Genomic DNA, 18265 nt, shown 5'->3' with positions numbered 1-18265 from the left:
ACCCGCGCCCATGATCTTGCCTGCCCCGGCGGTCATGATTTCACCGGCTTGATCAGGCTTTCTGCCGGGATGCCGAACATCTCATGCAGCTTCCAGATCATGGGCAGGGTCAAGGAGCGTTTGCCGTTGAGCACTTCATACACCCGGTTCTGCCGGCCGATAGCAGGCACCAGGTCAGCCGGTGACAGCCCGGACTGCTCCATTCTGAAGCGGATGGCATCCACCGGGTTGGGCAGGTCGACGGGGAAATGCTTGGCTTCGTAGGCTTCGATCAGGGTGATCATGACCTCCAGGTAGTCGCCTTCAGGTGTGCCGGGCTGCGGTTCATTGTCGAACAGCGGCGAAACCGACTTCAGTGCGTCTTTGTAGTCTTGCTCTGTGCGAATTGGACGAATATTCATGGGTTACTCCATTTCCACGGTGTTGGCATCAATGGCGTCGTACTGCTGGTGAGTACCTGCGAATTTGATATAGATGGCGCTGTAGCGATAGGCCACAGCCACCACGAGCCGGTAGGCGTTACCTTTGATGTTGAACACGACCCGGTTGCTCTTGAGAATGCTGGCATGGCGAAACTGCGCCTTGATGTCGGCCGGTGTTTGCCAGTTCGCCTTTTTTGCTTCATCAATCCAGCACAGGAAAGATTGCTCTGCGCCTGGATGCTTCTGCCAAAAGATCTTGAGCTGACTGATTGCGATGATTCTCATAAAATGATCCTAGTCCCATAGTGGGACTTTTGCAAGTTGGCTTTACGTCCTGTGCAGCTCAAATACCCCGCAATGCTTAAGAACGCCAGTTTGAAAACTTGAGCAAATATGAGCTGTGCCATTCAGGCCTCACTGTCCTCGGCATGGACTCATCTGTAACAGCGAAAGACCCGGCCCAAGTCATGCCTACCCGCTGTTTTATCAACTAGAGTTCCTCCACTCACCAACAGACACGAGAGGGATTTTCATGACTGCGCTGGATGTTTTCTGGGTCGGACTGGGGGGCGGGCTGGGCTCGCTGCTGCGCTGGTGGATCGGGTTGCGGGTCGGGCAGCTGTACAAGGGATCGTTCCCGCTGGGCACGTTCCTGATCAACGTCAGCGGCGCCTTTGTGATCGGTTACCTGAGCATCCTGTTTACGGTGGACTGGCGCGACCGCTATGGCGATTTCCTCAGCGCCGCGGTGCTCACCGGTATCCTGGGCGGTTACACCACATTCAGCAGCATGCAGCTGGATGCCTCGAAACTGGCCAAGGCCAGGGATCGGGCATGGGCCGCCGGTTATCTGATTATCTCGGTTCTGGTCGGCCTGGCCGCCGCCGCGTTCGGCGCCTGGCTGGCGCGCTGACTCTGGAGCAAACCTCATGTTGAACATGATTATTCTGATTTTCGTTGGCGGCGCGTTCGGCGCCATGTGTCGCGAGTTTGTCATGCTGTCGGTGCCGCGCCTGGCCGACGGTTTTCCGATGGATATCTTCGTCGCCAATATCGTCGCCGCGTTTCTGCTGGGCGTGGCCACGTCGCTGTTCAAGAGCAACCGGATCAATCAGTACGTCCATGTAATGGTCGGCACCGGGATCATGGGCGGGCTGTCCACGTTCTCCAGTTTCGTCTTTGGCGCCGTCGAGATGATGCAAGACCCTGGCAGTGTTTTTGTCTCCATCTGCTATCTGGTGATCAGCCTGGTGATCGGCTTTGCCGCTGTTGAGCTGGGCCTGGCGGCCGGGGCCAAAGTGACTCCGCTACCCGCATCCGATACGCCGCAATAGACCATTGCAACAGCCATGAAAAAGCCCTCGTCAGAGGGCTTTTTTGTTGCCTGCATAAAGGTTCAGGCCAGCGACGTGCGCTTGCCGAAGAACATCTCGGTGATCAGGTCGTTATTGATTTGATCGCCCTGCAGGGTGCGCACCAGCAGTTCACTGCCCAGCAGCGGCAACGACAATACCATCGTCGGGTTGACCCGTTTAACCTTGGGCATGTTCCGCGTTTCGTTGACCAGTGCGATGATCTGGGTGTCGTCGCCGGCCACTTCCTTGGCCGCAAGGATGGTGAACACGTTTTCGGCATCGCTGTCGCACAGGGTGACGATGTATTTAGCGTCTTCAGCACCGGCCAGTTTCAGGGTCGACGCCGCCGACGGGTCACCTTCAATGATATCGGCCTTTTCCGGCAGGTCGTGCTGGCTGCCGGCAGCGCACACCACGGTGACATGCTCGCCGCGATCGGTCAGGCCTTTGTAGACGTTTTGTGCCAGGGAGCCAACGCCAACGAGGATGTAGTGATTTTTACGCGCCATATGGGTAATCCTGCCTTTAACAATGCGTTGGATGTTGTTGCTGATCAGCGGGCCGGCAATGGACGCCACCGAAATCGCGAAGATGGTGATGCCCAGTATGATCACCGTCAGGGTGAAAAAACGTGCATCGGTGGTATGCGGGACGATGTCGCCAAAGCCTACGGTCGACATCACCACAATGGCGAAGTAGAACGCCGAGGGCAGGTCCGTCACGGGTGGTGCAAAGCCGTCACCGATGTACAGCGTGCCCAGGGTGCTGTAGACAATCAGCGAGGCGATGCTGACCACTGCAAAGAAGCTGCCCGAGGCCAGGCTGTATTGATCAAAGCGGCGCCAGTAGAAGCCCAGTACGGCAATAGTGAACACCGAGAAGAAGGTCACGCCATCAGGTTTTTTCAAAATGAAAAAATCTACGCAGACGGTGGCCACCAGCAGCAGCAGGGAAAAAAACCAGCTGATACGCGACTTGATCAGCAACCCCAGTGACATCAGCAACAGCACAAGCCCCACGACAAAACCGGGGATTTCCAGCAAGGCTAAAAAGCTTAATGCCTCCTTCCAGGTATCAAATGAGGCGGACTTCGCGTTGGCATGGGCAACGCCACGCTCCAGCACCGGCAAAAACAAGAGAAAGCCGTTGATTGCCACCAGCAAGGCGACCCCATAGGCAAAGGAGATCCGATTTTTTACGTCCTGTAATAAAGTCATGGCACCTACGACGCGTCAGTTAAAGGGTGAGGGGAGTGTAGGTCAGGTTTTTCGGGCTGCCACCTGCAGCCCGCGTGCTTGAGCCTTGCCTCAGGCATTGGCTGGCAGTTGGTCATAACCGCGGATGTAGTAGTTAAGGGCTGAAATCAGCCAGCACAGTACAAACATGCCGATAATCCAGTAGCCAATTTCGCCGAAGTTTTCACTGATGGCATTGATCGGCGTCCAGATGCCGCCCGTGAGTTGCAGTTTGTCGGCAATCAGCCCCAGCGCTTCGACGCCGCCGATAAACAGGGCAACCACCACCGAGGCGGCGGTAATGGTGATGTTGTAGTAGAGCTTGCGCACCGGTTTGGAGAATGCCCAGCCGTAGGCGCCGATCATCACGAAGTTGTCCAGTGAGTCGATCAGGGCCATGCCCACGGCGAACAGCACCGGGAACACCATGATCGACCACAGGCTGATGCCGTGGGAGGCGCTGGTGGCGCTGATGCCCAGCAGGCCGATTTCGGTGGCGGTGTCAAAGCCCAGGCCGAACAGAAAACCCACCGGGTACATGTGCCAGCTTTTATTGACCAGGTTGAACACCCGGCCAAAGACGCGCGCCATCAGGCCGCCCGGGTTGGTAGAAATCAGGTCCAGTTCCTCGGGTGGCAAGGAGTGACCGGCCTTGACCTGTTTGAACTTCCTGTATACCGAAATCAGGATCACCAGGTTGAGCACACCGAACAGCAGCAGGAATACCGAGGACACCAGGGTGCCGATTAGGCCACCCGTCTCGTGGAACCATTCCATGTCGTCCTTGAAGGCCATTGCCGTGGCCGCAATCGCGAACGAGGCGAGCACCACAATGGTCGAGTGCCCCAGGGAGAACCAGGTGCCCACGGCGATCGGGCGCTTGCCCTGTTGCATCAGCTTGCGGGTGACATTGTCGATGGCGGCGATATGGTCGGCGTCCACGGCGTGGCGCAGGCCAAAGCCGTACGCCAGCAGGGCGGTGCCCATCAGCACCGGGTTATTGCCGAACTCGACAAAGGCCCAGGCCCAGGCCAGCAGGTTGGCCACGATCAAGCCGGTCAGCAGATAAATGGCGCGCCGCGTGGTATTTGACGGCGCTGCATTTGTCAGGGGGTGGGCAATCGCGGTCATGGAAAGACTCCGGCAAAATTATCGAAATTATTGGCGGTGTGCCGGCATGACGTCTTTGTTGGGCACCAGGAACAGCCAGGACGCCAGTACAAAGGGCATGGTCAGTGTCGGGATGCCAATCGGGGCCAGTACTGTATTCAAGGCGCCTTGTACAAATACAGTGAAAATCACCCCGACCAGGGTGTAGATCAGCACGCGCCAGCTGGGCTTGTTGAAGGTCGAACCCAGGGCGATGGCGGTCAGCACGGCGCTGAAGGCATACAGGCCGTTGTTGATGCTGGTGTGTTCGGCTTGCAGGACCACGGCCACCAGCACTGCCAGCAGTGAGCCCAGCAGGCCGAACACCGCGGCCCACAACGACGACACCGCAAGCCCGGCGAGGAACAGCACGCTGCCGAGCACGGTGCTGATCAGAAACACTTCCGAGATTCCGTAGAAGGTGCTTTTGAACAAGTCGATGCCGTCGAACAGGCTAGTGTTGTACGCGACCAGATCGTGGGGCAGGTTGGGTACGGGCAGGGCGCTGGAAGTCAGGCCGCCAAAGGCGTAGCTGGCCAGCAGCATGGTCCAGGTCACCAGCACGAAGGGGGCGGTGAGGGCGGCGACTTTCCAGGTTTTGAGGATATCGGCGATGCAGATGGTGACGATCACCGACACCACGCTGCCGAGGATGATGCACAGCCACAGGATAGGCGTGACGGCGAGGAAGGTTGGCAGGGCAGCACCAACCAGGCAGCCGTTGTAGCCGTAGAGGCCGGCCTTCCAGGAGGTGCGGTCCTTGAGGTGCATGCCGGTAAAGGTGGCCACTGCGGTGCCCAGTACACTGCCGAAGGCCATGGCCGGGTTGCCTTCACCCAATGCGCCGACAAAGATCGCGGCAAAGAACAGCAGCCCGGTGAGGGGGTTGTTCTGGAACATGACCTGAGCACAACCGCGCAGGGTGACGTCGATAAATTCAAGGACGACATTGCCATCCGCGATTTTCGACCACTTGGATGCAGCTTCCATATTGACTCTCCCGATTGAGCATTTGGCCAGGATCAGCTTGCGTAGCAGCTGCCGTAGGAACGAGGCTGCGTTCGGCTGCGAAGCAGTCGTAAAATCAGACACCTGCGCTGTGTCAGCTAGTCTCCGATTTCAGGTTTTGCGGCCGCTACGCGCCCGAACGCAGCCTCGTTCCTACGGCAGCTGCTACAAAAGCCTCGATCTTTTTACTTCCACAAAAACGCCGGCTGCAGGGTCACGCCCAGGATTTCTTCGCGGGCCACCTTCCAGAACTCGCGGATCTGCGCCTTGACCTCGCCACTGTCGTTGCCCAGTACCTTGAAGATCAGCCCGCAGTCGTTGGGCAGGCGGGTCACGCCGCTGGCCAGCCCGGCCTCCATGTCAAACAGCGCCGGGATGCGCTCGACAATCCGGTCGTGATGCTCCTTGGGCGTGAGCAACACCACGTTGCCGAACACATCGAAGGTCTGCATCACGCCGATGGCGTCCAGGCTCTCCTGTTTTGGCTCAAGGATGTACTTCTCGACAAACAGCTCGCGACCTTCGAGGTTCTCGGCGCGCACCCGCGAGGAGTACACGTCAAAGCCGAAACGCTCATCCACATGGTGGTACTTGCGCCCCGACATCAGGATTTCACAGTAGATGGCCGTGGCCGTGGGGTGGATGCGGATTTGCGTGTCGGTGATAAAGCGCGCATTGCGATGGGGGATCAGCGGGTCGGGCATAAATTCCAGGTAGCCGCCTTCTTCCACCGTGAAGTGCTGGATCTGCGAGGCGTAGTTGGCATTCATCGAATGCACTTTGGTCGCCGATTGGGTGGTGACGTGCCCGCAGGCACCCACCCCGACGTTGACGTCCGTGGCCAGGCGGTCGCCCTGCAGTATGCAACCTGAGGTTGAAATCATGGTCACGCACGGCAGCTCGGGCATCTCTTCGTCCCAATACAGGGCCCGCTGCACCAGCGACGGCACGCGGCGCTCCATATCGGCCAGCACGCTGCGGTTGCCGCGCTTTTCAAAACCCAGGCGCAAGTAACCGCTCTTGCCCACGGCACCGCTGTGCATTTGCGCAGGTTCGTCCTGGTACTGCGCCAACTCCGGCGCATCAATGCCGAGTGAGTGAGCGCGCAGCCGTGACGGGTTGTTCACGATCTGGCTCTGGGCTGTCATGCACTGACCCCGCTTTTGACCGCCGGTTTTTGGGCGAACAGGAACATGTGCTCGATCATGTCCACCAGTTCTTCAATGCCTTGGCCGGTCTTGCAGTTGGTGAGGATATACGGGCGGTTGCCGCGCACCACTTTGGTGTCGCTTTCCATTACGTCCAGGCTGGCGCCGACGTAGGGGGCCAGATCGATCTTGTTGATGATCAGGATATCGGCCTGCACCAGGCCCGGGCCGTTTTTGCGCGGGATTTTCTCGCCTTCGGCCACGTCGATTACATAGATATAGAAGTCGGCCAGGGCCGGGCTGAAGGTCAGGGTCAGGTTGTCGCCGCCGCTCTCGATCATGATCAGGTCGCTGTCGGGGAACTTCTCTTCCATTTCCTCGACCGCCGCGATGTTCATGCTTGGGTCTTCACGCACTGCCGTGTGCGGGCAGGCACCGGTCTCGACGCCGAGGATCTTGTCTTCGTCGAGGATGCCCTTGAGGGTGCGCTTGACCTGCTTGGCATCTTCGGTGGTGACGATATCGTTGGTGATGATCAAGGGCTTGTAGCCACGGTTGATCAAGATCGGGGTGATCACTTCGATGATCGCGGTTTTACCTGAACCGACCGGGCCGCCAATACCAATACGAGTAATCTTTTTCACGGTTATTTCCTTACCAGATAGGGGAGCTGAAGCTGCGTCGGCACACGCCGATGCAGCCCGGGGTGTCAGTTCATAAATAGCCGTACATGCGCTTTGACGTGTATGGCGGCGAGCACATCGACAATCGGGACATAGGAGGACATCTGCTCGATATCGCCGATTTCGGCGATATCGCAGAAGGCTTCAATGTCGTGGTTGAGTTCAAAAAGGATGTGCTGGGTGTCCAGGTGCGTGACCCGCATCAGGCGCATGGCCGCGCTGAGGATGGTCATGGCGACCCCGTACTGGTGCATCACCACGACCTCACGGGCACCGATGCCCTGGGTCGACATCACCACGGCCTGGGTGACGGGGTAGGTGCCTGCAGCGTTGCCGGCCTTGATCTGCTCAAGCCACCAGCGCACCAGCGGTTTTTCCACGACATGGATCGACATCTCGGCGAGTTTTTTGCCCATGCGCGTGGCCATCAAGCGGCTTTCTTCGTTGAGCTTGCGGTTATTCACCGCCCAGTCGGCGCGCAAAATGCCGTCGCGGTCTTCAGCCACAGCAGCCCGATGCGCAGCGACCACGCCCATGCCGTCACAGCTGGCCGCCTGCTTGAGGGCGGTAAGCACAAAACCCTTGAGGGTCGCGACATCGTGAACGATGCCTTTCTGAATGGCCGATTCCACGCCGTTGGAGAACGAAAAGGCACCGACCGGCAATACGGAATCGCCAAACTGCATGATGCGAATTAGATCTGATGCGTTCATCTATGCGCCTTCTTGCCGGGTTCAGTGCTTATGGCTGTGGAACGTATGGCCGTTGTCGTGACTGTGACTGTGTGCGTCATGGCTGTGCACGCCCTGGATTTTCAGGGCTGCAGCGTCCAGCTTGTCCTGCGGGCTGGCCACATGGACATGGGTGTCGGTTTCCTCTGCACCGCCAAACAGCAGGCGCGCCTCTGATGTGGTCAGCAGCGGCAGGATTTCGGCGCCGCCAACAAAGGCATACGGCAGGTGTTGAAAACCGTGGGTGCGCATCACCGAGTCCATCATCTTGGTTTCGACGGTGAGCGGGATGTAGACCTCGTTGTTCTTGGTGACGGCTTTCCAGTGCTGGTTGCCCAAGGCATGGCCCAGCTCGAAGCTGGTCTTGATCAGCACGTCCAGGGGTTGCTGCTTGAGTTCGCGCAAGTCGATGACCATGACGTCGCGCAAGTTCAGTTGCACGACCACGGCAGTGTTGGAGGCCTCGTCCCACAGCAGCACATCGCCGTCGGACAGCACCACGTTGCGTTCCAGCGAGATGCCCAGGTCGAGACCGCCGAGGCTGGTGCGCCGGCAGCGGCTTTTTTGCGCTTCACGCTGGTCGAGTACCAGCAGGTCAACCTTGGCGCCTTCGAGTTTGTGTTGCCAGTGCGGGTCTTTCTTGGCATTGCCCAAAATGTGTTCAATCAAAATCACGTTGCAAGCTCCTTCCCTGAATCATGTTCCGGGGGGGGTGCCACCGGGATGCACGCACCCCGGCAGCGGCCCGTTCAGGCGTTAGCCAAAGAAATAACGCTGGTTCATGGTGGCCACGTCGATGGGTTTGCACGTGGCGTGCACACCGTCGACTTTTACCGCGAAGGTTTCCGGGTCAACATCGATATGCGGGGTCTGGTCGTTGCGCACCAGGTCTTTTTTCGACACGGTGCGGCAACCGCGAACCGCCATGACCTGACGCTCCAGCCCGGCCTTTTCCTTGACGCCGTCTTCCAGTGCCGCCTGCGACACAAAGGTCACGCAAGTGTCTTGCAGGCTTTTGCCGAACGCGCCGAACATCGGGCGGTAGAACACCGGCTGCGGGGTGGGCAGGGAGGCGTTAGGGTCACCCATTGCTGCCCAGTTGATCATGCCGCCCTTGATTACCATCTTCGGCTTGGCCCCGAAGAAACGCGGGTCCCACAGCACCAGGTCAGCCATCTTGCCGACTTCCACCGAGCCCAGTACATGGCTGATGCCCTGGGCCAGGGCCGGGTTGATAGTGATCTTGGCCACATAGCGCAGGACGCGGAAGTTGTCGTTGTCGGCGCTGTCTTCCGGCAGCTTGCCGCGGGAGACTTTCATCGCATGGGCGGTTTGCATCACGCGCAGCCAGTTCTCACCGACCCGGCCCATCGCCTGGGAGTCACTGGAGAACATGGAAATCACGCCCATGTCCTGCAACACGTTTTCGGCGGCGATGGTTTCCGGGCGTACGCGGCTTTCGGCGAACGACACGTCGGCCGGCACGTTCGGGTTGAGGTTGTGGCAGACCATAATCATGTCGAACAGCTCGGCCTGGCTGTTGACGCCGTAGGGCAGGGTCGGGTTGGTCGAGCTCGGCAGCACGTTGCTCTGGCTGGCCACCTTGATGATGTCGGGAGCGTGACCGCCACCGGCGCCTTCAGTGTGGAAGGTGTGAATGGTTCGACCCTCGAAGGCATCAATGGTGTCTTCGACATAACCGCATTCGTTGAGGCTGTCGGTGTGTACCGACACCTGTACGTCCATCTCGTCGGCGGTACGCAGCGCGTGGCGCAGTGCGTTGGAGGTTGCGCCCCAGTCCTCGTGAACCTTGAGCCCGGCGACACCGGCGATGATCTGTTCGGCCAGCGGGTCGCGGCCAAAGGAGTTGCCCTTGCCCAGCATGCCGACGTTGATCGGCAGCCCTTCCAGCGAGCGCAGCATCTGGCGGATGTTCCAGGGGCCGGCGGTCACGGTGGTGCCGTTGGTGCCGTCGGTTGGGCCGATGCCGCCGCCGAAGAAGGTGGTGATGCCGTTGGACAGCCCGTGGTAGGCCTGCTGCGGCGAGATCAGGTGGATATGGGTGTCGATCCCGGCGGCGGTGAGGATCAGGTGCTCACCGGAGATGGCGTCGGTGCTCACACCCACCACCAGGCCCGGGGTGACGCCGCTCATGATGCCCGGGTTGCCGCTTTTGCCGATACCGACGATCTTGCCGTCACGGATACCCACGTCGGCTTTGATTACGCCCTGGATGGCGTCGATGATGGTGACGTTGGTGATCACAAGATCCAGTACGCCGTTGTCGCGGGTCAGGGTGTTGTCGGCGCCCATGCCGTCGCGCAGGGATTTACCGCCGCCGTAAACGGATTCTTCGCCGTAACCGCGCAGGTCCTTTTCAATTTCGACAAACAGGTTGGTGTCACCCAGGCGGATTTTGTCGCCCGTGGTTGGGCCGAACAGGCCTGCGTATTCTTTGCGTGAAATGGTAGGCATCGGTGGCTCCTTTTCTAATGCCGCGCGGGCGTCAGTGGTTCAACGGCGCGTGTGCAAAGTATGAAAATGCGGGTTACTTGTCGTTGACAGGCTTGGATGGCTTGCCCGGCTCGGAGAACTTGAAACCGTGGTCGCGCGCGCGCTGAATGGCTTGCAGTTTTTCCGGGCGCTCATGGCTGCTGGTCAGTTTGTCGGGTACCCAGCCGTCAACCAGGTTGTTGAAACCGTAGAGGGTTTGCTTGCCACCGTAGGGGATCAACGGCACTTCAATCTCGTCACCCGGCTCGAAGCGGATAGCCGTGGTGGACGAGATGTTCAGGCGCTTGCCGAAAGCGGCAGCACGGTCGAACTCAAGGGCACGGTTGACTTCGAAAAAGTGAAAGTGCGAGCCGATCTGGATCGGCCGGTCACCGGTGTTGCGCACTTTGACTTTGGTGACGGGGCGGTCTTCGTTGAAGGTGATGGGCGTGCTGGCATAGAGGGTACCGCCCAGTGGCACATCGGCTTCATTGCCCTTGCTGACACCGCCGGGGTTTTTGGCGTGGGGAATGCTGTGGTTCGGATGGGTATCCTGGTGCGGGCTGTTGGTCTCTTTGGTGCTCATGACTGACTCCTCGAAACGTGGCGGTCTTGCGTTAACCGGGTTCAGGGCAGGTGCTTACTTGATCGGGTCGTGGACCGTGACCAGACGGCTGCCGTCGGTGAAAATCGCTTCAACCTGTACGTTGGGAATCAGGTCGCTGACGCCTTCCATCACGTCATCCTTGGTCAGTACCTTGCTGGCCTCGGTCATTACGTCTTCAACCGATTTGCCGTCGCGGGCACCTTCCAGGGCGGTGACGGTGATGATTGACACGGCCTCCGGGTAGTTCAGCTTCAAGCCGCGTGCCTTGCGCCGGAATGCCACGTCCGACAGGGTGTAAACCATCAGCTTTTCGACTTCTCTGGGGGTGAGCTGCATAAGCCCTCCTATCTGCAGTGCGGTAAGAATTAAAGTTCTGGAGTGCCGCTCAGGCGTGCGCGCATGCAAAACACTCCACACGACGGGGACGTGCGAAGGCAGGGTGACGTTTGAGTGGGGGTGTTTAATGCCTGTTGTCGTTTCATAAGCTCAACCGTTCAAATCCATTAATACGGGTGCGAGGCAGAGCCTAGACCATAATCGCCGGGCGACCAGGCGAGACCGGAACGCGACAAAGAGTCTGTTGACACAGAAAGAAAGGCAGCGTTTGTTTATTAAATTCTTATAAAACAGTTGGTTACGGTGTTCTTGTGACGTTTTAATGCGTTGCTTTTGGCCGGTGATACGTTGTTTAGGTCAGAAAAAACTTCATCTTTAGTGCGATATGTCATCTAAACAGTTAAAGCTGTTCGTCTAAATGAGTGCGCTTCGTTATTTTTCGTCGGGTAACTTGCCGTTTTTAAACAAATGCCGATGGCCGCAGTGATACAGCGCGGCATGCAACTGGTCGTTGAGTTCGGTCAATTGCCGAAGCATTTCCAGGCTCAGCCAGACATAGGCATAGAAGGGTGTTTCGGTGATCTTGCCGTCCAGGCTTTTGAGCACCAGTTCGTGCAGGTCGTGGGTTTTTTGCCGTAGCTCGCCACTGATCTGGTTGTTGGATATACCTTCGCACAGCTTGTTCTGCAACGATTCGAGGGCCTGCGGGATAAGGTGGTGCAGGCCGTTGAGGGCGGGCTCGCTCTCGATCAGCAGGTGGCTCTCGCGCGAAGACCAATAGGCATCGATCATCAGGCTCATGGTGGCCAGCAGGTTGCGGTGCAGGGTTTGCAGGGACTCGAATACCTGTGGCTTGAGGTTGCTCTCGTTGCTGGCGGGGGTGATGTAGTTGCGCAGCTTGATCACCGCGTCCAGCTCGTCCTTGAGCTGATCATCCAGCTTGGGACGTTCGGGTACCCGAGGCGAGAAATACTGCGAGTACAGGCTGTTGATCTTGCCCAGGCTTTCGCCGAATTTGATCCGCAGGTCGGTGTAGGCCCGCTGCGGGTAGATGCTGGTGTAAAGCATGGCCAGCAGCGACCCCGCCAGCACATAACCGCTGCGGGTAAGGGCCGATTCCATGTCGTTGGGCGGTGCGCAACTGACCACCGCCAGCGTGGCGCCGATCAGCAGGGCCATATAGGGGTGTTTGCCCAGGGTCAGGTAGCCGGCAATAAACATCATCACCGCGCACCATGCCAGCATCAGGGCAAAGGAGTGCATCTCCAGGTACAGCGCCACCAGGCCCGACAGCGCGCCCAGCACCGTGCCGCCGGTGCGTTGCAGCGCGCGGGAAAACACGTTGCCCCAGTAGGGCTGTGGGCCCATGACGATGAGCATGGTAATCAGGGCATAAGAGGCGCCGTCGAGCTTGAAAAACCGGATGACGACAAAGGTAATCAGGAACGCCAGGCTGATGCGGGTAGCGTGAATCCAGCGGTAGTTTTTGCAGACCAGTTTTTCCAGATTCGATATCTTTTTGCCCAGCTGCATAAAGTCCCCAATCACTGTAGTGGATTGGGCTGGCAGCGTAGTTCAGGTCGGGCGTGTCCACCACTGGGGATGGCTCTATTACGAGGGGAGGAAAGCGGCAGGCGTAAAAAAGGCCATTACCATCATGGGGATCCGGTAATGGCCAAAAATCTCAACCAAAGAGAGCGTCAGGCGCAAACCTGACGAGCGGCAATGTATCAATCCCACTCTTAGTTAGCTAGCTAAGGGTGTGCGAAACTGTTTTACCTGCTGCGCAACAATGGTGCATTACAGGCTGGCTAGGCAGGGGCAGCGTTAGCCGATACCCTTTGGCCCATGCAAATACCTGACTTGAATCTGCTGGTTGCCTTGAATGTCTTGCTCGAAGAAGGCTCGGTGGTGGGCGCGGCCCGGCGCATGAACCTGAGCGCCCCGGCCATGAGCCGCACCTTGACCCGCATCCGCGAGGTCTTGAACGACCCTGTTCTGGTGCGTTCGGGGCGTGGGCTGGTGCCCACGCCCCGAGCACTGGAGTTGCGCGAACAAGTGCGCGGGGTGGTCGAGCTGGCGCACGGGGTGTTTACCCAGAGCCAGAACAGTGATTTGCGTGAGCTGGAGCGAACATTCAGCATTCGCGCCAATGACGTATTTTTTGGCGTGTATGGCGCAGCACTGCGCCAGCAAATGGCCCTGGACATGCCCAAGGCCACGTTGCGGGTGGTGCCTGAGGGCTTTACCGATGACGAGGCGCTGAATGAAGGCCGCATTGACCTGACCATCTGCGCCACTAACCGCTTCAGCCCGGATATCAAGGTACAGAGGCTGTTTACCTGTCCGTTTGTGGGGTTGGCAAGGGAAGGGCATCCGATTTTCGACGGGCCCATTACGGCCCGCCGCTTTGCCGGTTTTGACCATATCAGCGTGTCCCGCAGGGGCCATGCCCGCGGGCCGATTGACACGCTGCTGGCCGAGCTGGGGCTGGAGCGGCGGGTGTCGTTCACCACGCCGACGTTCTACTCGGCGATTTTTGCCCTGGCCGGGGAGGACCTGATCCTGCCGCTGATGCCCCAGGTGCTGCTCAAAAACCTGGAGCCACTTGGCCTCAAACTGCGCCCGTTCGAGCTCCCGATCACCTTGCAACCGGTGGATATTGTCCAGGCCTGGCATCCGCGGCTGGACAACGATCATGCCCACCGCTGGCTGCGTCGCACCCTCAAGACCTTCTGCGAGAATGCCGTGGTATAGGCCTCAACCCTGTGGGAGCGGGCTTGCTCGCGAGGGTATCTGCGCGGTTATCCATGCAAACCGCAGCGCCTGCATCACAGGCAAGCCAACTCCCACAGAACATAATGCTCAGCTGACCATTGCGTCTGGCGCACTCCACAGTTAGTTATTTATCAATTTTTATAGCTATACCGGCTGATTAAACTTTCTGTCATCTATCAAGACGACGGAGTCAGCCATGTATTGGCGGTTTGATCACGGGCGCAGTCTGGCGCCTGGAGTTGCGCTGTGACGGCGCTGGCAGCGGGTGCCGTGGCACCCGCTCCGGCCACGGCCGGGAGCGCGGCTTTTGGCCTGCGGATTTTTACCGGTCTGCTGGGCGTTTTACTGGCCGTGCTGGTGTCGGGTTTCAACGAAAATGTGACCAAGGTGGCCATGCCTGATATCCGTGGGGCTATGGGTATCGGTTATGACGAAAGCACCTGGTTGCTGGCGGTGTATTCGGCCACGTCCATCAGTGCGATGGCCTTTGCGCCGTGGTGTGCGGCCACCTTTTCTTTGCGTCGTTTTACCCTGTGTGCCATCGGCGCCTTTTTGCTGCTGGGCATCCTTTGCCCATTGGCCCCCAATGTCGATGCGCTGATGCTGCTGCGTACCTTGCAGGGCTTTGCCGGTGGGGCCTTGCCACCGATGCTGATGTCGGTGGCGCTGCGCTTTCTGCCGCCGGGCATTCGCCTGTACGGGTTGGGCAGTTACGCTCTGACGGCCACATTCGGGCCCAGTTTTGGAACGCCGTTGTCGGCCTGGTGGGTGGAGTACGCGGGGTGGCAATGGGCGTTCTGGCAGATTATCCCCCTGGGCCTGTTGTCGATGGCGTGCGTGGCCTGGGGCCTGCCGCAGGATCCGCTGCGCCTTGAACGTTTCAAGCAGTTCGACTGGCGCGGTCTGCTGCTGGGCTTGCCGGGGCTGATCATGCTGGTGCTGGCGCTGGAACTGGGGCAACGCCTGAACTGGTTTGAGTCGCCGATGATCCGTTTTTTCATCGTCGCGGGCAGCGCCCTGATGGTGCTGTTCTTTATCAATGAATGGTCGCACCCGCTGCCGTTTTTCAAGTTGCAATTACTGAAAATTCGCAACCTGAGCCACGCTTTGCTGACGCTGGGCGGGGTGCTGTTTGTGCTGTTGGCGGTGATCAAGATTCCTTCCAGCTATCTGGCTCAGGTACAGGGCTATCGGCCCCTGGAAACCGCGCCGGTGATGCTGATGGTGGCCTTGCCGCAATTGATTGCGCTGCCGCTGGTGGTTGCCTTGTGCAACCTGCGCTGGGTCGATTGCCGCTGGGTGCTGGCCATCGGGCTGGGGCTGCTGGCGCTGGCCTGCGTGATCGGTTCGCAAATAACCGCAGTCTGGAACCGGGAAAATTTCTACGCCTTGCAGGCGATTCAGATCATCGCCCAGCCGATGGCGGTGATCCCGCTGCTGATGCTCGCCACTGGCGGCCTGAACCCGGCGGACGGGCCGTTTGCCTCGGCCTGGTTCAATACCGTCAAGGGCTTCTCGGCGGTGGCAGCGAGCAGCGTTCTGGGGGTGCTGACGCTCAATCGCGAGCATTTTCACTCAACCATGCTGCTCGATCGCCTGGGTAACTCGCCACTGGTCAGCACCGGCACAGACCTGGCGCGCCGGGTTCATCAGCAAGCGGTGGTACTGACGTCTGCCGATCTTTATCTGTACATGGCCGCCCTGGCGATGTTCCTGATTGTGTTAATCCCTTTTGGCCCCACGCGGATCTACGCGCCGGGCACACCTGTTGGAGTTGTGAAATGAGTACAACAAGCGGGCGCAAGCCCTGGGTCCTGGCCGCTGCCGTCGCGCTGGCAGTTATTGTGCTGTACGCGCTGTGGCGGCTGGTCTTTGTCACGGGCACCGTGCAGAACACCAACGATGCTTTTGTCAGCGCCGATTTCACCCTGATTGCGCCCAAAGTGGCGGGGTTTATCGACGAGGTGCTGGTGCAGGATAACCAGCCGGTCAAGGCCGGGCAGTTGCTGGCCCGGATCGACCCGCAGGACTACCAGGCCGCGGTGCAGGCCGCGCAAGCCAGTGTAGCGACGGCGCAGGCGCAACGGGCCAATGCCCTGGCGATGCTGGAACGCCAACGCTCGCTGATCGAACAGGCCAAGGCCACGGTGGATGCGGATGTGGCCCAGGTGGAATTTGCCAGCCATGAACTGCAGCGCTATGAGCACCTGGCGGGGCAGGGTGCAGGTACGCTGCAGAACTCCCAGCAGGCGAAAAACCGTTCGCTGACGGCGCGGGCCGAACTGGCCCAGCACAAGGCCGCCCTGGAAGCCGCCCGCCAGCAAACCCGCGTATTGGCCGCCCAGGCCACGGCCGCGCAAGCATCGGTGGAGTATGCCGAGGCCTTGCTGGCACGGGCCGAGCTGGACTTGTCGCATACGCAACTGCTGGCGCCGTTTGACGGTGTGGTGGGACGGCGCAGTGTACGCCTGGGGGCGTATGTCAAACCCGGCGACACCGTAATGGCCGTGGTGCCACTGGCCGACGCTTATGTCGTGGCCAATTTTCTCGAACACCAGCTGACCCATATGCAGGCCGGGCAGCGCGTGACGATCAGGGTCGACAGCTTTCCCGGGCAGACCCTGCAAGGCACCGTCGACAGCATCGCCCCGGCCACGGGGGTAACGTTCTCGGCCATTGCCCCGGATAACGCTACCGGTAACTTCACCAAAGTGGCCCAGCGCATTGCGGTGAAAGTCACGCTGGATCACGGGCAGCTACTGGCCAGCCAATTGCGCCTGGGGATGTCGGTGGATGCCGCCATCGACACAGCAATGGCGCACGATCAGCAGGTCAGCACACGATGAAAAAACATGCAGTGGCCTGGGCTGTGGCCTGTTACAGCGTACTGAGCCTGAGTGGTTGCGTGGTCGGCCCGGACTTCAAGGCGCCCGTGCCCGAGTTGCCTGCGGGCTGGGCATCGGTGCCCACTGAGCCGGGGCACAATCGCGCAGTAGATACAGCAGTGGACCTGCATTGGTGGGACCGTTTCGGCGACCGGCAATTGTCTGCCCTGGTGCGCGAGGCGCAACAGCGCAACTTTGATGTGCAACGGGCGGCCAGCCGCCTGCAACAAAGCCTGGCGATCCGACGTCAGATCAATGCCGACACCTTGCCCGAGGTGGATGCAACGGCAGCCTACAGTCGTAGCCGCAACAGCCAGAAGGGTTTAAGTGACCCTTCCGGGAACAGTGGCAGGCAGGCCTTCAACCTGTGGAACGGCGGCCTGGGGTTCAGTTGGGAGGCTGACCTGTGGGGTCGCGTCAAGCGTTCGGTGGAAGCGGCGGATGCCTCCGTGCAGGTGGCCGCACAGGACCGCAACGCGGTGCAACTGTTGGTGATCGTGCAGACCGCGCAGCACTATATTCAGTTGCGCGGCACTCAGCAGGCACTGGCGGTGGTCGAGCAAAACCTGCAGATCGCCCGGCGCAGCCTGGAACTGACCCGGTTGCAGCTGCGGGAGGGTGTGGCCACGGATTTACAGGTATCTGAAGCTGCGGCCCAAGTGGCCGAGATCGAAGCGCGACAGGCACCCTTGCAGCAACGCAGCGCACAGTTGATCAATGCCCTGAGCTTGCTGCTGGCCCGCGAGCCACGGGCCTTGCAGGCGCAATTGAGCGCAGCGGCCGACGTGCCGGCCTACGGCGCGGATGTACCGGTCGGCCTGCCCAGCGAACTGGCGCAACGGCGCCCAGACATTCGTCGTGCCGAGGCCCGGCTGCATGCAGCCACTGCGGCGATCGGCATGGCCGAGGCGGATTTCTATCCGCGGATCACCCTGTCGGGCAGCCTTGGGTTTCAGGCGATGCAACTGTCGGATCTGGGCAGTTGGGGCTCGCGTAATTTTGCCTTCGGCCCGGGCTTGAGCGTGCCGGTGTTCGAGGGCGGGCGTTTGCAGGGGGGCTTGCAGTTGCAGGAAGGGCGTCAGCAGGAGGCGGGCATCGCCTATCAGCAAACCGTATTGCGCGCCTGGCATGAGGTGGACGATGCACTGGTGGCGTATCAGGCCAGCCAACGTCGGCGCGACAGCCTGCAACAGGCGGTGGCGCACAGCCAACGGGCACTGGACAGCGTGCATCAGCAATATGCCCAGGGGGCGGTGGACTTTCTCAACGTGCTGACGGTGCAAAACGCGTTGCTGGCCAACGAAGCGGCGCTGGTGGACAGCACGGCACAGGTCTCGTTGTCGCTGGTGGATGTGTTCGCAGCATTAGGGGGTGGGTGGCAGGCGTTGCCCCTGAACCCCGACGACACGACCCAAGTAAAGTGAGTGATGCATGG

The 18265-nt window shown here is 59.7% G+C and carries 18 protein-coding genes and 1 pseudogene; 6 read left to right on the top strand and 13 right to left on the bottom strand.

What is annotated here, in order from left to right; genetic code table 11:
• Positions 1-32: 32 nt before the first annotated feature.
• Together BFC21_RS07205 and BFC21_RS07200 are read right to left on the bottom strand one after the other, a co-directional pair.
• Complete coding sequence (locus BFC21_RS07205; protein ID WP_016781209.1) at positions 33-401, bottom strand: type II toxin-antitoxin system HigA family antitoxin; 369 nt, start codon at positions 399-401, stop codon at positions 33-35.
• 3 nt (positions 402-404) lie between these two features.
• Positions 405-707: a type II toxin-antitoxin system HigB family toxin gene (locus tag BFC21_RS07200; RefSeq protein WP_088377577.1), complete on the bottom strand. Its 303-nt coding sequence runs from the start codon at positions 705-707 to the stop codon at positions 405-407.
• A 247-nt stretch (positions 708-954) separates the two neighbouring features.
• Here BFC21_RS07200 and crcB (BFC21_RS07195) point away from each other — a divergent pair, with 247 nt between their 5' ends.
• Positions 955-1335, top strand: a complete 381-nt coding sequence (gene crcB / locus BFC21_RS07195) for a fluoride efflux transporter CrcB (RefSeq protein WP_088377576.1) — start codon at positions 955-957, stop codon at positions 1333-1335.
• Positions 1336-1351: 16 nt separating this feature from the next.
• Complete coding sequence (gene crcB / locus BFC21_RS07190) at positions 1352-1756, top strand: fluoride efflux transporter CrcB (RefSeq protein ID WP_016781206.1); 405 nt, start codon at positions 1352-1354, stop codon at positions 1754-1756.
• Between the two features lie 62 nt (positions 1757-1818).
• Here crcB (BFC21_RS07190) and kch read toward each other — a convergent pair whose 3' ends face one another.
• From kch to BFC21_RS07135, 11 genes and pseudogenes are all read right to left on the bottom strand, one after another.
• A complete protein-coding gene (kch, locus tag BFC21_RS07185; RefSeq protein ID WP_120265857.1) occupies positions 1819-2994 on the bottom strand; it encodes a voltage-gated potassium channel protein in 1176 nt (391 codons plus the stop codon).
• A gap of 90 nt (positions 2995-3084) precedes the next feature.
• Positions 3085-4143, bottom strand: a complete 1059-nt coding sequence (locus BFC21_RS07180; RefSeq protein WP_088377574.1) for a HoxN/HupN/NixA family nickel/cobalt transporter — start codon at positions 4141-4143, stop codon at positions 3085-3087.
• Positions 4144-4170: 27 nt separating this feature from the next.
• On the bottom strand, positions 4171-5151 hold the full coding sequence (gene yut, locus BFC21_RS07175; protein WP_095003643.1) for an urea transporter: 981 nt from the start codon (positions 5149-5151) through the stop codon (positions 4171-4173).
• Between the two features lie 203 nt (positions 5152-5354).
• Positions 5355-6317 (bottom strand): urease accessory protein UreD, encoded by a 963-nt coding sequence (locus tag BFC21_RS07170; protein WP_095003644.1) that lies wholly within the window; start codon positions 6315-6317, stop codon positions 5355-5357.
• A complete protein-coding gene (ureG, locus tag BFC21_RS07165) occupies positions 6314-6961 on the bottom strand; it encodes an urease accessory protein UreG (RefSeq protein ID WP_016781201.1) in 648 nt (215 codons plus the stop codon). The genes BFC21_RS07170 and ureG overlap by 4 nt, the downstream gene beginning before the upstream one ends.
• A 65-nt stretch (positions 6962-7026) precedes the next feature.
• Entirely contained in the window at positions 7027-7713 is a 687-nt protein-coding gene (locus tag BFC21_RS07160) for an urease accessory protein UreF (RefSeq protein ID WP_088377571.1), read from the bottom strand.
• A 21-nt stretch (positions 7714-7734) separates the two neighbouring features.
• A complete protein-coding gene (gene ureE / locus BFC21_RS07155; RefSeq protein ID WP_016781199.1) occupies positions 7735-8406 on the bottom strand; it encodes an urease accessory protein UreE in 672 nt (223 codons plus the stop codon).
• An 81-nt stretch (positions 8407-8487) separates the two neighbouring features.
• Positions 8488-10206: an urease subunit alpha gene (locus BFC21_RS07150; RefSeq protein ID WP_086797428.1), complete on the bottom strand. Its 1719-nt coding sequence runs from the start codon at positions 10204-10206 to the stop codon at positions 8488-8490.
• A 202-nt stretch (positions 10207-10408) separates the two neighbouring features.
• A pseudogene (gene ureB / locus BFC21_RS27765) lies at positions 10409-10705 on the bottom strand (urease subunit beta); the annotation flags it as partial.
• Positions 10706-10864: 159 nt separating this feature from the next.
• Positions 10865-11167 carry an urease subunit gamma gene (locus tag BFC21_RS07140; RefSeq protein WP_016781195.1) on the bottom strand — a complete coding sequence of 101 codons (303 nt, stop codon included), beginning with the start codon at positions 11165-11167 and terminating at the stop codon, positions 10865-10867.
• A gap of 432 nt (positions 11168-11599) precedes the next feature.
• Positions 11600-12700 carry an FUSC family protein gene (locus tag BFC21_RS07135; protein ID WP_095003645.1) on the bottom strand — a complete coding sequence of 367 codons (1101 nt, stop codon included), beginning with the start codon at positions 12698-12700 and terminating at the stop codon, positions 11600-11602.
• A gap of 315 nt (positions 12701-13015) precedes the next feature.
• On the opposite strand from BFC21_RS07135, the gene BFC21_RS07130 reads away from it, so the two are divergent.
• The 4 genes from BFC21_RS07130 (at position 13016) to BFC21_RS07115 (ending at position 18254) form a co-directional block, all read left to right on the top strand.
• A complete protein-coding gene (locus tag BFC21_RS07130) occupies positions 13016-13924 on the top strand; it encodes a LysR family transcriptional regulator (RefSeq protein WP_088377569.1) in 909 nt (302 codons plus the stop codon).
• 267 nt (positions 13925-14191) lie between these two features.
• Positions 14192-15730 carry an MFS transporter gene (locus BFC21_RS07125; protein WP_120265856.1) on the top strand — a complete coding sequence of 513 codons (1539 nt, stop codon included), beginning with the start codon at positions 14192-14194 and terminating at the stop codon, positions 15728-15730.
• Positions 15727-16791, top strand: coding sequence for an HlyD family secretion protein (locus BFC21_RS07120; RefSeq protein WP_120265855.1), 1065 nt, complete (start codon positions 15727-15729; stop codon positions 16789-16791). The genes BFC21_RS07125 and BFC21_RS07120 overlap by 4 nt, the downstream gene beginning before the upstream one ends.
• Positions 16788-18254, top strand: a complete 1467-nt coding sequence (locus tag BFC21_RS07115) for an efflux transporter outer membrane subunit (protein ID WP_120265854.1) — start codon at positions 16788-16790, stop codon at positions 18252-18254. The genes BFC21_RS07120 and BFC21_RS07115 overlap by 4 nt, the downstream gene beginning before the upstream one ends.
• Positions 18255-18265 lie beyond the last annotated feature (11 nt).

This window comes from Pseudomonas sp. TMW 2.1634, from assembly GCF_001703595.1.
GTDB lineage: Bacteria > Pseudomonadota > Gammaproteobacteria > Pseudomonadales > Pseudomonadaceae > Aquipseudomonas > Aquipseudomonas fragi.
Note: the sequence above shows the minus strand (reverse complement) of the source record. Positions and strands in the feature narration are given on the sequence as shown.

Bases quoted from the DNA above. Each gene is read 5' to 3' on its own strand.
- BFC21_RS07205 (WP_016781209.1), bottom strand. From the start codon at position 401: ATGAATATTCGTCCAATTCGCACAGAGCAAGACTACAAAGACGCACTG.
- BFC21_RS07200 (WP_088377577.1), bottom strand. From the start codon at position 707: ATGAGAATCATCGCAATCAGTCAGCTCAAGATCTTTTGGCAGAAGCAT.
- crcB (WP_088377576.1), top strand. From the start codon at position 955: ATGACTGCGCTGGATGTTTTCTGGGTCGGACTGGGGGGCGGGCTGGGC.
- crcB (WP_016781206.1), top strand. From the start codon at position 1,352: ATGTTGAACATGATTATTCTGATTTTCGTTGGCGGCGCGTTCGGCGCC.
- kch (WP_120265857.1), bottom strand. From the start codon at position 2,994: ATGACTTTATTACAGGACGTAAAAAATCGGATCTCCTTTGCCTATGGG.
- BFC21_RS07180 (WP_088377574.1), bottom strand. From the start codon at position 4,143: ATGACCGCGATTGCCCACCCCCTGACAAATGCAGCGCCGTCAAATACC.
- yut (WP_095003643.1), bottom strand. From the start codon at position 5,151: ATGGAAGCTGCATCCAAGTGGTCGAAAATCGCGGATGGCAATGTCGTC.
- BFC21_RS07170 (WP_095003644.1), bottom strand. From the start codon at position 6,317: ATGACAGCCCAGAGCCAGATCGTGAACAACCCGTCACGGCTGCGCGCT.
- BFC21_RS07160 (WP_088377571.1), bottom strand. From the start codon at position 7,713: ATGAACGCATCAGATCTAATTCGCATCATGCAGTTTGGCGATTCCGTA.
- BFC21_RS07150 (WP_086797428.1), bottom strand. From the start codon at position 10,206: ATGCCTACCATTTCACGCAAAGAATACGCAGGCCTGTTCGGCCCAACC.
- BFC21_RS07140 (WP_016781195.1), bottom strand. From the start codon at position 11,167: ATGCAGCTCACCCCCAGAGAAGTCGAAAAGCTGATGGTTTACACCCTG.
- BFC21_RS07135 (WP_095003645.1), bottom strand. From the start codon at position 12,700: ATGCAGCTGGGCAAAAAGATATCGAATCTGGAAAAACTGGTCTGCAAA.
- BFC21_RS07130 (WP_088377569.1), top strand. From the start codon at position 13,016: ATGCAAATACCTGACTTGAATCTGCTGGTTGCCTTGAATGTCTTGCTC.
- BFC21_RS07120 (WP_120265855.1), top strand. From the start codon at position 15,727: ATGAGTACAACAAGCGGGCGCAAGCCCTGGGTCCTGGCCGCTGCCGTC.
- BFC21_RS07115 (WP_120265854.1), top strand. From the start codon at position 16,788: ATGAAAAAACATGCAGTGGCCTGGGCTGTGGCCTGTTACAGCGTACTG.